The following is a 12,624-nucleotide window of genomic DNA, read 5'->3' as shown; positions in this document are numbered from 1 at the left end:
CCCCCCCGCAAAAGATCACCCGCGGCCCAACTGGCAATCGCGACCAATTCCGTTATACTGAGCCAGCCGCCCCCGAACAGGCAGGTGAAACAGCGTCCGCTGGCGCTTTTCGCCGTCTCGCCGCCATCCTTGAACGGAGATCTTTCTCATGATGCGCTCCCGCCGGCCAGCCCTGCAACCACGCGCGCTCCTGCTGTTCTTGCTGCTGCCCGTTCTGCTGCTGGCGGCCCTGCCATTGCAGGCCGCTCCCTTCAGCCCGGAAAAACTGCCCCCCCAACTGCAGCCCTGGAGCGATTGGGTGCTGCATCAGCAGCCGGAGCGGGTCTGCCCCCTGCTGTGGAATCAGAGTGAAAACCGCCAGTGCCGCTGGCCGACCCGGCTGGACATGCTGGTGACGGCGACAGCGGCGCAGTTCGATCTACAGCTACGCCTCGATCAGGCCGGCTGGCAACGCCTGCCGGGCGACGCCCGCTTGTGGCCGCAACGGGTGCGCTGCAACGACGCCCCGGCGCCGGTATTGCGCCACAATGACTGCCCGGCGCTGTGGCTGCCGGCCGGCGACTACCGCATCAGCGGTCAGCTGAACTTCGACCAGCGGCCCCAGCGGCTGGCCGTGCCGCCCGATTGCGGGCTGGTGCAGCTGCAGCTCGATGGCCGGCTGGTGCCTCAACCACGGCTGGAAGGCGATCAGCTGTGGTTGACGACGGCCGGCGATGTGGCGACCCAGGAACAGGTGCAGATGCAGGTGCTGCGCAAACTCAGCGACGACATCCCGGCACGGCTGACCACCCTGATTGAGCTGCAGGTGGCTGGCCCGGCGCGGGAGCTGCTCAGTGCCCCGGTGCTGCCGGAAGGCTTCATCCCGCTGGACATCGACAGCCCGCTGCCGGCCCGACTGGAACCCGATGGCCGCTTGCGGCTGCATCTGCAGGCCGGCCAGTGGCAGCTGCGCATTGAGGCCCGTCACACCGGCCCCGCTGATGTTTTTAGCCGGCCGCCAGTGGAAGGGCCCTGGCCGCAACAGGAAATCTGGGTGGTGGAAAGCCACCCCGAGCTGCGCCCGATCCGCATCAGCGGCGCGCCGGCCATCGATCCGCAGCAAACCGGCCTGCCTGCCGCCTGGCGCCAGTTGCCGGCCTTTGTGCTGGAACCGCAACAGCAGCTGACCCTGACCGGCCAGAAACGGGGCGACGACCCCCCGAGTGCCGACCGTCTGCAGCTGCAGCGCGATCTGTGGCTGGATTTCGATGGCCGGGGCTACAGCCTGCGTGACCGCATCAGCGGCAACCTGGCCGGCGGCAGCCGGCTCGAAGCGGCGCCGGAACTGCTGCTCGGTCGCGTCAACAGCGACCAGCAGGATCTGTTCATCACCCGCCTGCAACCGGACGGCCCGGCCGGTGTCGAATTACGGCAGCAGACGGTGCAGGTTCTGGCCGAAAGCCGGCTGGAAAGCGGCGCCGACGGTCAGCTGCCGGCACTGGGCTGGAACTTTTCCGCCGAAGCCCTGCAGGTTCGGCTGCATCTGCCGCCGGGCTGGCGCCTGTTCGACGCCATCGGCGCCGATCGGGTCGGCCCCACCTGGCTGCGCAGCTGGTCGCTGTTCGATCTGTTTGTCGTGTTGATGGTCAGCCTCGGCTGCAGTCGGCTGTGGGGCTGGCGCAGTGGCCTGCTGGCCCTGCTGGCCCTGGCACTGACCTACCATGAAACCGCCGCGCCGCGGCTTTTGTGGCTGGCCACCCTGCTGCCCACCGCCCTGCTGCGGCTGGTGCCGGCCGGCCGTCTGCGTCAGCTGTGTCAGCTGGCCCGCGGTGCGACCCTGCTGGCGCTGCTGCTGGTGCTGCTGGGCTTCTCCAGTCAGCAGATGCGGGCAGCGCTCTATCCCCAGTTGGAGCCGCCCGCCGCGGCGCAGCGGCGCATGGCTGGCCAGCAGGCCGAATCCTTCGATGCCGCCCTGCAGAGTACCGCCATGCCCCTGAGCAAGCAGGCCAGCAGCCGCGTCGCCCTGGCCGAACTGGCGCCGGCGCCCCTGCCGCGCTACGCGCCGGAACTCAAGAGCCAGACCGGACCGGGCCTGCCGCGCTGGTCCTGGCGCAGTGCCGAGCTGTCCTGGAACGGCCCGGTGCAACCGCAGCAGCAGCTGCGCTTGCTGCTGATCCCGCCAGCGCTCAACCGCCTGCTGTTGCTGGCCGGCCTTTTGCTGGGGGCTCTGCTGTTCGCCCGCCTGGCACGACCGGATGGCCGCCAGTCCGGTGCCAGCAACAACCCGCCGGAGGCTGCGGCCACGACCTCGGCAGTTCCCCCGGCATTGCTGGTCGCCGTTCTGCTGGGCCTGTCCGTGCTGATGCCAGCACCGCTTCAGGCCGACAGCTTCCCGTCGCCCCAACTGCTCGACGAATTACGCCAGCGCCTGACCGCCGCGCCCGACTGCGCGCCCGACTGCGCCGCCCTGCAACAGCTCGACATCGAACTGCGGGACAATCTGCTACGGCTGCGGCTGCAATTCAGCAGCGTCGTAGCCAGCGCCGTACCCCTGCCGGGGGACATGCGATCCCTGCAGCTGCTCGAAGCCGTCGACGGCCAGGGCCGTGCCGTGCCACTGTTCCGCCATGAACAGAATCTGTGGGCCCGCCTCGGCAACGGCATCAGCCAGCTCGACCTGTTGCTGCAGGTGGCGGAGGATGCCGGCAGTCTGGATCTGGATCTGGCGATGCCGGCCGGCCGGGTGCAGCTGCAGTTGGACGGCTGGCAGGCCAGCGGTCTGCGACCGGGCGAAGGCAGCCGGGGCCCAATCGCTCTGCGGCGTGCCGCGACTGCCCCGCAACAGCTGCAACCGGCGGAGCTGCCACCCTTCGCCGAGATTACCCGCACCCTGCGACTGCGTCACGACTGGCAGATTGACAGCCAGCTGCGCCGCCTCAGCAGCCCCGCCAGTGCCGCCCTGTTACAGGTGGCTCTGCTGCCGGGCGAACAGGTCACCAGCGCCGAGGCCCAGGTACGTGACGGCCTGCTGGAGGTGCCGCTGCCGCCGGGCATGACCCGCTTCAGCTGGCACAGCAGTCTGCCCCTGCACAGTCCGCTGGAGCTGACCGCCGGCGACGATGGCAGCTATCGCGAGATCTGGCAGTTGGATGTCGACCCCCTCTGGCACGTTGTCACCACGGGTCTGCCACCGATTCACCGCTTTCAGCAGGGGCGCTGGCTGCCTCAGTGGCAACCCTGGCCGGGCGAACAGCTGCGGCTGGCGATCGGCCGGCCGGCGGCCAGCGATGGGCAGACCCTCACCATCGATCACAGCCTGCTGGAACAGCGGGCTGGCCAGCGCCACAGCGAAACCGAACTGCGGCTGGAACTGCGCAGCAGTCAGGGACAGGACTATCAACTGCAGCTGCCGGAAGGCGCCCAGCTGCTGCAACTGCAGCGCGATGGTGTGCCCCAGCCGCTGCAACAGCAGGGCCGGCGGGTACGGCTGGAACTGCAACCCGGCGCCCAGCAGTTTTTCCTGCGCTGGCAACAGCCACAGGGCATCGGTCCGCTGAGCCGCACACCGGCCGTCTCCCTGTCGCAGGCCAGCGTCAATGCCGATGTCCACCTGCAGCTGCCAGCCAACCGCTGGATTCTGCTGGCCGGCGGGCCGCAACTGGGGCCGGCAGTACTGTTCTGGGGCATGCTGCTGCTGATGGCCGGTCTGGCGCTGGTGCTGGACCGTTATGCACCGACACCGCTGCGCTGGTGGCACTGGCTGCTGCTCGGCGCCGGGCTGAGTCAGACCAGCCTGCTGGCACTGCTGCCGGTGGTGCTGTGGCTGGTCGTGCTCGGCTGCCGCGAACGCCTGTTGCCACGCCTGCCCGGGCCGTTGAGCTTCAATCTGCTGCAACTGCTGCTGGGTTTTCTGACCCTGTTGGCCCTGCTGACGCTGCTGCTGGCCATCCAGCAGGGCCTGCTGGGATTGCCGCAGATGCAGATCGCCGGCAACGGTTCGAGCGCCTGGGATCTGCGCTGGTATCAGGATCGCTGCGCTGACGTTCTGCCGCAGGGCTGGGCCCTGAGCGTGCCGCTGCTGGTCTACCGCCTGCTGATGCTGCTGTGGGCCCTGTGGCTGGCCCTGGCCCTGCTGCGCTGGCTGCGCTGGGGCTGGGACTGCTTCAGCCGTCAGGCGCTGTGGCGACCCCGACCGATCCGGCGAACCGCCGCTGCCGCCACGCCGGCGCCAGCGCCAGCCGAGCGCACCCCCGCCGTTACGGCGGCACAGCTCCCCGATAACGAAGGATAAGTCGTTATGGAACAGCTTGAGCAGATCAGCCAGACCATTGCCCTGAGTCTGGGCGCCGCCTGGGCCAGTGGCATCAACCTGTACGCCACAGTGTTGGTGCTGGGCCTGATGGGCAACAGTGGCGCCATGCCCCTGCCGGAAAGCTTGCAGATCGTGCAGCATCCGCTGGTGATCGGCGCCAGCGCCCTGATGTACGCGGTGGAGTTTTTTGCCGACAAGGTACCCGGCGTCGACAGCGGCTGGGACGCCATTCACAGCTTCATCCGCATTCCGGCCGGTGCCGCCCTGGCGGCAGCCGCCACCGGCCAGGTCGACCCGGCGATCAGTCTGGCGGCGGCCCTCATCGGTGGCAGTCTCAGCGCCGCCACCCATGCCACCAAGGCCGGTTCGCGCATTCTGATCAACGCCTCGCCGGAGCCCTTCAGCAACTGGGGCGCCTCCCTTGGCGAGGATCTGCTGGTCCTTGGCGGGTTGTGGACCGCCCTGCACCATCCGCTGCTGTTCCTCGCCCTGCTGCTGCTGTTTCTGGTGCTGTTGCTCTGGCTGCTGCCACGCATCTGGCGGGGCCTGTGCCTGCTGGGCCGCACCCTGCGTGACGGGTTCAAGCGCGGCCGGTCGGGCCGATCCCTCAGAATCCTGCCCCCGAAGCAGCTGCCGCAGCAGACAAAGCGGCCGTCGCCCCCGGAATCCTGAACCTGCGGAGGTTGTCATGAATCCCTACCTGCGTCATCTGCTGGCGGCTGGTACCTGCGCCGCCCTGATCCTGTTTATCGCCCAGCTTGGTGGTGGTGGCTGGCAACGCGCGCTGATCACCGCCCTGATCGGCGGCTTTGTTTTCGGTTCCCTTGTCGCTCAGCTGATGGTGCTGTGGCAGCACCGCCGACAGCAGAAAAACGCGAAAAAGACTGATCCGCAGCACACAAACCGCCGCGACTGACCCCCTCGATCCTCAGGAGGTGCGATGCACTGGTACCGCAAAACCACCGAACAGGCTCTGGCCGAACTGCAAGTCACCCCGGAAGGTCTTTCGGCCAGCGAGGCCCAGGCCCGCCTGCAGCAGTACGGTCCCAACCGGCTGCAGGAGGAGGAAAAAATCAGCCTGCCGCGCCTGGCCCTGCACCAGTTCACCAGCCCGCTGATCACCATCCTGCTGGTGGCAGCGGTGGTGACCTTTGTGTTGCGCGAATGGGCCGACACCGCCGTCATCGCCGCTGTAGTACTGCTCAACGCCCTGATCGGCTTCGTGCAGGAGCTGCGCGCCGAGCAGAGTGTACGGGCGCTCAAGGGCCTGCTGGTGGCCCGCGCCCGGGTCATTCGCGAGGGTCGTGAACAGGAGATCAGCGCCAGCGAACTGGTGCCGGGCGATCTGGTGCTGCTGGCCTCGGGCGCGCGCGTGCCAGCCGACCTGCGCTTGCTGCAAACCATCGAACTGCGCATCGACGAAGCCATTCTGACGGGCGAATCCCTGCCGGCGGAAAAACACAGCCAGACGCTGGAGCAGGACAACCTGATTGCCGGCGACCAGACCAATATGGCCTTCATGGGCACGGCGGTGGTCAACGGTCGCGCCCGTGGTCTGGTGGTGGGCACCGGCAACCACAGCCTGCTCGGCAGCATCGCCGGCGATGTTCGCGCCATCGGCACCACCAAGGCGCCGATCCAGGAAAAAATCGAGCGTTTCGCCCACACCATCGGCCTGCTGGTGCTGGGCGCCTGCGCCGCGCTGTTTTTTATCGGCATCGCCCTGGGCGGTTCGGCGCGGGAGATGTTCATGATTGCCGTGGCGGCCGCTGTGGCCACCATTCCCGAGGGTCTGCCCATTGTCGTTACCATCGCCCTGGCCGTCGGAGTCGGGCGCATGGCACGCCACAACGCCATCATCCGCAAACTGCCGGCGGTGGAAACCCTCGGCAGCACCACGGTCATCTGCAGCGACAAGACCGGCACGCTGACGCGCAACGAGATGACCGTGACCTGCCTGCACGACGGCCAGCGCTTCTACGAGGTCAGCGGCAGCGGCTACATCCCCGAAGGCCAGATCATCGATGACGCCATTCCGCTGCTGGCCAACGAACGGGAAGAGCTGGCCCGGCTGCTGCGCATCGGCCTGCTGTGCAACGAATCAGAGCTCTACCGCGCCAGCGACGGCGACTGGCACGTCGACGGCGACCCGACCGAGGGCGCCCTGATCGTTGCCGCGCTCAAGGGTGGCCTGCACAGCGAAATCGAGCGCGAGCAGTGGCCCCGCCAGGCGCTGATTCCGTTCGAGTCCGAACGCGGCTACATGGCCAGCCTGCACCGCCACGGCGATGGCGGCGTCATCTTCGTCAAGGGCGCGCCCGAACGGGTACTGCCCATGTGCGAACTGGATTCGGCCGAACGCGACCGGCTGTTGCAGGTCGCCGCCGACATCGCCGCGCGCGGCCTGCGGGTACTGGCCATGGCCAGCAAAGCGGTGGCCGCAGACCACAACGAACTGCCGCAGGAGGCTCTGCAAAGCGGTCTGCAACTGGCCGGCCTGCAGGGGATGATCGACCCGGCCCGCAGCGAGGTGATCGACGCCATCAGCGGTTGCCACGATGCCGGCATCCGCGTCCTGATGATCACCGGCGACCACGCCATCACCGCCCGCGCCATCGCCGCCGAACTGGGCATCATCGCCGACCGCGACGCACCGGTCATCACCGGCCAGCAACTCGAAGAGATGAACGACGAAGAACTCTATGCCCGCGTGGCGCAGGTCAATGTCTATGCCCGCGTGGCACCGGAACACAAGCTGCGCATCACCCGCCAGTTGGCCGAGCGCGGCGAAATCGTCGCCATGACCGGTGACGGGGTCAACGACGCGCCGGCCCTGAAATCCGCCCATATCGGTATCGCCATGGGCAAGACCGGCACCGACGTGGCCAAGGAAGCCTCCGACATGGTGCTGACCGACGACAACTTCGCCAGCATCTTCGCCGCCGTGCGCGAAGGCCGGGTGGTGTTCGACAACCTGCGCAAGGTCACCTTCTTCCTCATTCCCACCGGCGTGGCCGCCCTGTTCTCCATCATCATCACGATGCTTTTGGGCCTGCCGATTCCCTATGTGCCAGCCCAGTTGCTGTGGATCAATCTGGTCACCAACGGCCTGCAGGATGTCGCCATGGCCTTCGAGCCGGGCGAACGCGGCATTCTGTGCCGACCCCCACGTGACCGCCGCGAAGGGCTGATGTCGCGCCTGCTGATCCGCCGAACCTTTCTGGTCGGTGGCCTGATTGCCGCCGGCGTGGTACTGATCTACGTCCAGGCCCTCAAGAATGGCGCCAGCCTGGAATGCGCCCGCACCCAGGCCGTCACCACCATGGTGTTCTTCCAGTTCTTCCAGGCCTGGAACAGCCGCTCGGAAACAGCCTCCATCGCCCACATTCCGTTCTTTTCCAACCCCTTTCTGTTCATTGCCCTGCTGGCAGCCAGCCTGGCGCAACTGGCCGTACTCTATGTGCCGGGGCTGCAGTGGCTGTTTCAAACCGAACCACTGGCCCTGACAGCCTGGCTGAAGATTCTGCTGGTGGCGTCCAGCGTTGTGCTGGTGGTGGAAATCGATAAATGGCTGCAGCGCCGCCATCAGCCCCCGGCGCACTGCCAATACGAATAAAAAGCAAACAGCGCCCCGAAAAAACAACGCCCCGCTGGTGGCTAAACCGCCAGCGGGGCGTTTCCTGTTTCAAAAAAGGCCCTGGCGGCGAGCTGCCACAGGGTCACAGACCAGCACTCAGGCCGGTGGCGCATCCACCGGCTGGTAAAGACAGACCTGATCGCGGCCCTGCTGCTTGGCCTGATACATGGCCTGGTCGGCCCGCTGTGACAGGACAATCTGCCGATCGCCATGATCGGGATAAAGGGCAATGCCGATGCTGGCGGAGATCTCCAGCGCATGACCCGCCACGGCGAAGGGCCGGGCCAGGGCCTGGCGGATGTTGCCGGCCACCCGCTGGGCGTCATCGGACTGATGCAATTGCGGCAGCATGACGACAAACTCGTCGCCGCCAATGCGCGCCGCCGTGTCGGATTCACGCACACAGGCGCGAATGCGGCTGGCCACCTGCTTCAACAGCAGATCACCGACGCCGTGACCGAACTGATCATTCACCGGCTTGAAGCGATCGAGATCGATGAACAGCAGAGCCACCCGCTCGCGGTTGCGCTGTGCCGCCACCAACGCCTGCTCCACCCGGTCGGCGAACAGGGCACGGTTGGGCAGGCCGGTCAGGCTGTCGTGCAGAGCCAGATGCTGGGCCCGCTGCTCGGCCTGTTTGCGCCGCCGCCACAACACCACCAGCAAAGCAATCACACCCAACTGCGCCAGCATGATCACCAGCACTGTGCGGGCGAAGCGACTTTTCTGCTGCTGCAGCGCCTGCAGCGCGCGGGTCGATTCGCCAACATCAACGATCACACCAAACAGGCTGTTATTCCTGGCATCATAACGGCCGTGGCTGCGCAGATAAACCCGCTGACCATCGGGACGGCGCAAACGGAAACGCACATCGTAGCTGGGTTCGCCGTCAAGCACCGACTGGCGGGCCGCCTCCAGCGCCGCACGATCTTCGGCCAGCACCAGCGACAGAAAATCACGGAAGGGCAGCTCCTCCTGTTCCAGGCCGATGAGTTTGCCGGCGCCCTGCGACAGATGGTAAACACCCCGCTGCAGATCGAACTCCCAGTAACCCTGACCCGCCACCTGCTCGGCCAGTCGCAGGCGCGCTTCGCTGCGGGACAGCTGCTTGAGGGCCAGATCGCGCGTTGACACATCGTGCACAATGGAAAACAGCAGCGTCCGGTCAGAACGCCGTATCGGCCAGGAATAGACCTCGACATCGGCAATGCGGCCATCGGCCAGGCGATGGCGGAACAGAAAATAATGACGTTTTTCCTGCGCCGCCAGCTGGCGTTCAACCCGGACCTCTTCATCGCTGAGGCTGTTGATCTGCTGAATCCGCAGCTGGCGCAACTGGTCGCGGCTGTAGCCATAGAACAAGGCGGCGGCCTGGTTGGCATCGACAATGGCACCGCTGTCGGCATCGATCAGCAGCATCACCGCGCCATGCCCCTCAAAGACATCGCACTGGAAAAAATCACCGGCCCACAACAGGGCAGGGCACAGCAGCCATGTCAGCAGCAGCACCACCATCACCATCGGCGTCTTTTCCCCCATGCGCCCCCCTCTCCCCTGCCACTGCCAGCGTCCCCGCCGGCAGGTTATTTCTTCAGGATCATCACCCAGACCGCGTGAATGATACCCGGCACATAGCCCAACAGCGTCAGCAGCAGGTTGAGCCAGAAATGCAGACACCGACCTGCAAAAACACGCCAAGGAGCGGCAGCACGATGGCGAGCAGAATCCGAATCACATCCTTGGTGGTGTCTGTCATCAGCATCTCCTCTTTTTGGCGTCAAAAACCATTATTTGATCCTATCACAGAATCCGACCGGTGAAACCGCCATCGGCGGCCGGCACCAGTTGCAGGTGGTGACGCACACAGGGCAGATGGTCTTCGGCCCGATGGCTGACATAGAGCAGCTGACAACCACCCGTGCGACCCAGCAGATCAATCAGCTGCAGCACCATAGCCCGGTTGAGATCGTCCAGGCCCTGGCAGGGTTCGTCGAGAATGAGCAATGGCGGCTGCTTGACCAGCGCCCGCGCCAACAGGACCAGGCGCTGCTCGCCGTAGGACAACTGGCGCAGCGGCCGCTCGGCCTGATCGGCCAGCTGCAGCACGTTGAGCCAGGCCCGGGCAATCTGATCCTGCTGCCGGCTGCAGGCGCGGTATACCCCGATGGAATCGAAGAAACCGGAAAGCACCGCTAGCCGCGCCGTCACCCCGACCCGGTAGCCCTGCTGCAGAGCGGTGGAGACCAGACCCAGATGACGGCGAATCTGCCACAGACTTTCGCCGCTGCCCTTGCGCCGGCCAAACAGACGGATGTCGTTGGCGTAGGCCTGCGCATTGTCGCCGCTGATCAGCGCCAGCAGGGTCGACTTGCCGGCGCCATTGGGGCCACTGATGCGCCAGTGTTCGCCCGGCCACACCGTCCAGTCGAGATCGCGCAAAATAAATCGTTCGCCATAGCGCACCTGCACCCGACGCAGCTGCAGCAGGGGTTCGTGCGGTGGCAGCTGTAACGGCTCGGTCGGCGCCAGTGCGCCCGGCAGCTGCTCGGGCCGGATCTGCCCGAACTGCTGCAGTCGCTGTAGCGCACTGCTGCGCAGCATCTGCGGCAGCGGACCACTGGCCACCAGCAGCCCACCATGCAGACAGGCCAGATGACTGGTGGCGGCCGGCACGTCACTCAGGCGGTTAAGCAGCAACAGCACCTGCACCCCCTGGGCGGCCACCTCGTCGATCAGGCGGGTCAGGGTCTGACAGGTCGGCGCGTCGAGGCCGTCAAAGGGCTCGTCCAGCACCAGCAGCTGGGGCTGGCGACACAGAGCCTGCAACAGCACCAGCTTGCGCATCTCACCGGTGGACAGAAAGCGGATACCCCGCTGCAGCAGGGCTTCGAGACCCAGGCGGCGGGCCAGTTGCGGCAGCTGGCCGGCCACGGCGGCATCGGTCTGTTGCAACAGGAAATCACGCGCCAGGGTGCCAGGATCACAGCCCCCCACAAAATCGCTGTCATCCTGATAACGCTCATTTTCAAGAATGCGATCAATCTGCTCAAAAGCCACCAGAGCGGTGCGCGGCGGCCGACGGCACAGGCCCTGGTGCGGCTGACGCAAACCGCAAAGCAGCTGCCCCAGCGCGGTTTTGCCGGAACCGTTGCGGCCCAGCACCACCCAGCGCTGGCCGGCTTCCAGCCGCAGGGTCAGATTCTGCAACAGCGGCCGGCACCCCTGCCATAGGCAGACTGCCTGCAATTCCACCGTTACCTGTTCGACCTTGAACGCCGCTGCGGCGGTTGTCTCTGCCGTCCGCGACAGCGCGGCCTTGCCGGCCGGCGAGCTAACCGAGCAGGCCACTGTGACGCACACCATCGATCATGAACTGGGCCGCCAGCGCCGTCAGCAGCACACCGAACACCCGACTGATCACCTGCATGCCGGTCACCCCCAGCCACTGCTGAATCCGGCTGGCCACCAGCAGCAAAACCAGGGTCAGCGCCAACACCAGCAGCAGCATCAGGATCACCAGAACCTCGGCCTGCCACTGTCCCTGGGCCTGGGCCATCAGCAGCATGGTCGCGCTCATGGCACCCGGCCCGGCAATCAGTGGCGTTGCCAGGGGAAAAACCGCCACATCGTGACGGGCGGCAGCCTCGCGGGCTTCGGCCGGCGTGGCGCCAGTACCACCGGATGGCCGCACAAACACCATATCAATACCGATCAGCAACAGCAGAATGCCACCACCAAGCTGCAACGCCGCCAGTGAAACCCCCAGGCTGCGCAATACCGCATCACCAAACAGGGCAAACAGCAGCAGGATCAGCGCCGCCAGGGCCGTGCCGCGCAGCGCCATGGACCGCCGTGCCACCGGCGCAGCCGCGGTGGTCAGGGCAGCGTAGAGCGCCGCCACATCCACCGGACCAATGGTGGCAAAAAACGTGGTGAAGGCCACAACCGCGGTTTCAAACATGCCGCCTCCTGATTCGCGCCGATTCAGCTTGACAGTCAAACAACTTGACACCCCGCCTGACCGCCAACCTGCTGGACAACGTCTGATAACGCCAACCCGTCAGGGAAATCCTGTCATGCGTCACCAAACCGCCGGCCAGCGTCGCCCTGCTGGATCGCACCGACCAGGCGAAAAATCGTGAACGGCTGCGGCAACTGCTGGAAGAGAACGGCGATCAGGCCTGTGATCTGCGCCTGTGGGCTATCGGTCCGCATGAGCAGACCGCCATCATTGGTCTCAGCAGCCACCAGCCCCGGCCACCACAGCACTACCGCGACCAGATCGCACAAACACTGCCGTGCCGGGTTATCGCCATTGAGATCCAGCCTCTGGCGCTACCAGCTACCGACAATAATCACATGTAAGAAGCGAGCTTCTTGCAAAAGTACATGCGGCCTTCCGAATGTATTTGATGCAACCGCATATAAGTCGAGTCCCAGAAGCAACCATCTGATATTGTTAGGTTACGACGCCAAACAACTGTCAGGAGGTTGCCAATGAAGCTCAAGGCCAAAGTATCATGGTTGATGGGAACAGTACAGCAAAGTCTATTCCCCTATCTTGACGAAAACCTGCCCGATCCGTTGACAAAACCGGAGAAGCGCCTGGTCAAGATCCTTGAGCTGGTTCAGATCGAAAAGCATGTCCCAGTCAGCCGCTGCCGGCAATGGCTTGGGAGGCCGATCAAAGAGCGCG

General features: G+C 65.7%; 10 protein-coding genes. 5 read left to right on the top strand and 5 right to left on the bottom strand.

What is annotated here, in order from left to right:
- The first annotated feature begins 148 nt into the window (after positions 1–148).
- From BLR80_RS06990 to BLR80_RS06975, 4 genes are read left to right on the top strand one after another with little or no spacing between them, the layout of a single operon-like run.
- Positions 149–4,270, top strand: coding sequence for a hypothetical protein (locus BLR80_RS06990; protein WP_092077828.1), 4,122 nt, complete (start codon positions 149–151; stop codon positions 4,268–4,270).
- 6 nt (positions 4,271–4,276) lie between these two features.
- The gene (locus BLR80_RS06985) at positions 4,277–4,963 is read left to right on the top strand and encodes a DUF4126 domain-containing protein (RefSeq protein WP_092077825.1); all 687 of its coding nucleotides are present in this window, start codon (positions 4,277–4,279) and stop codon (positions 4,961–4,963) included.
- Between the two features lie 16 nt (positions 4,964–4,979).
- A complete protein-coding gene (locus tag BLR80_RS06980) occupies positions 4,980–5,207 on the top strand; it encodes a hypothetical protein (RefSeq protein ID WP_092077822.1) in 228 nt (75 codons plus the stop codon).
- Between the two features lie 24 nt (positions 5,208–5,231).
- Positions 5,232–7,907, top strand: a complete 2,676-nt coding sequence (locus BLR80_RS06975; RefSeq protein ID WP_092077819.1) for a cation-translocating P-type ATPase — start codon at positions 5,232–5,234, stop codon at positions 7,905–7,907.
- Between the two features lie 117 nt (positions 7,908–8,024).
- On the opposite strand, the gene BLR80_RS06970 is transcribed toward BLR80_RS06975, so the two are convergent.
- The 5 genes from BLR80_RS06970 to BLR80_RS06950 all read right to left on the bottom strand — a co-directional run bounded on the left by BLR80_RS06970 (position 8,025) and on the right by BLR80_RS06950 (position 12,218).
- Positions 8,025–9,467: a sensor domain-containing diguanylate cyclase gene (locus BLR80_RS06970; protein WP_092077816.1), complete on the bottom strand. Its 1,443-nt coding sequence runs from the start codon at positions 9,465–9,467 to the stop codon at positions 8,025–8,027.
- A gap of 44 nt (positions 9,468–9,511) precedes the next feature.
- Positions 9,512–9,709: a YqaE/Pmp3 family membrane protein gene (locus BLR80_RS13380; protein WP_425429649.1), complete on the bottom strand. Its 198-nt coding sequence runs from the start codon at positions 9,707–9,709 to the stop codon at positions 9,512–9,514.
- Positions 9,710–9,728: 19 nt separating this feature from the next.
- Positions 9,729–11,276 (bottom strand): molybdate ABC transporter ATP-binding protein ModF, encoded by a 1,548-nt coding sequence (modF, locus tag BLR80_RS06960; protein ID WP_245691393.1) that lies wholly within the window; start codon positions 11,274–11,276, stop codon positions 9,729–9,731.
- Complete coding sequence (locus BLR80_RS06955; protein WP_092077810.1) at positions 11,260–11,889, bottom strand: MarC family protein; 630 nt, start codon at positions 11,887–11,889, stop codon at positions 11,260–11,262. Before BLR80_RS06955 ends, modF begins: the two co-directional genes overlap by 17 nt.
- A 113-nt stretch (positions 11,890–12,002) precedes the next feature.
- Positions 12,003–12,218 (bottom strand): hypothetical protein, encoded by a 216-nt coding sequence (locus BLR80_RS06950; RefSeq protein ID WP_092077807.1) that lies wholly within the window; start codon positions 12,216–12,218, stop codon positions 12,003–12,005.
- A gap of 207 nt (positions 12,219–12,425) precedes the next feature.
- Here BLR80_RS06950 and BLR80_RS06945 point away from each other — a divergent pair.
- On the top strand, positions 12,426–12,624 hold a 199-nt coding region (locus tag BLR80_RS06945), incomplete at its 3' end, for a hypothetical protein (protein ID WP_216095188.1).

This window comes from Desulfuromonas thiophila (assembly GCF_900101955.1).
Taxonomy (GTDB): Bacteria; Desulfobacterota; Desulfuromonadia; order Desulfuromonadales; family Desulfuromonadaceae; genus Pseudodesulfuromonas; species Pseudodesulfuromonas thiophila.
Note: the sequence above shows the minus strand (reverse complement) of the source record. Positions and strands in the feature narration are given on the sequence as shown.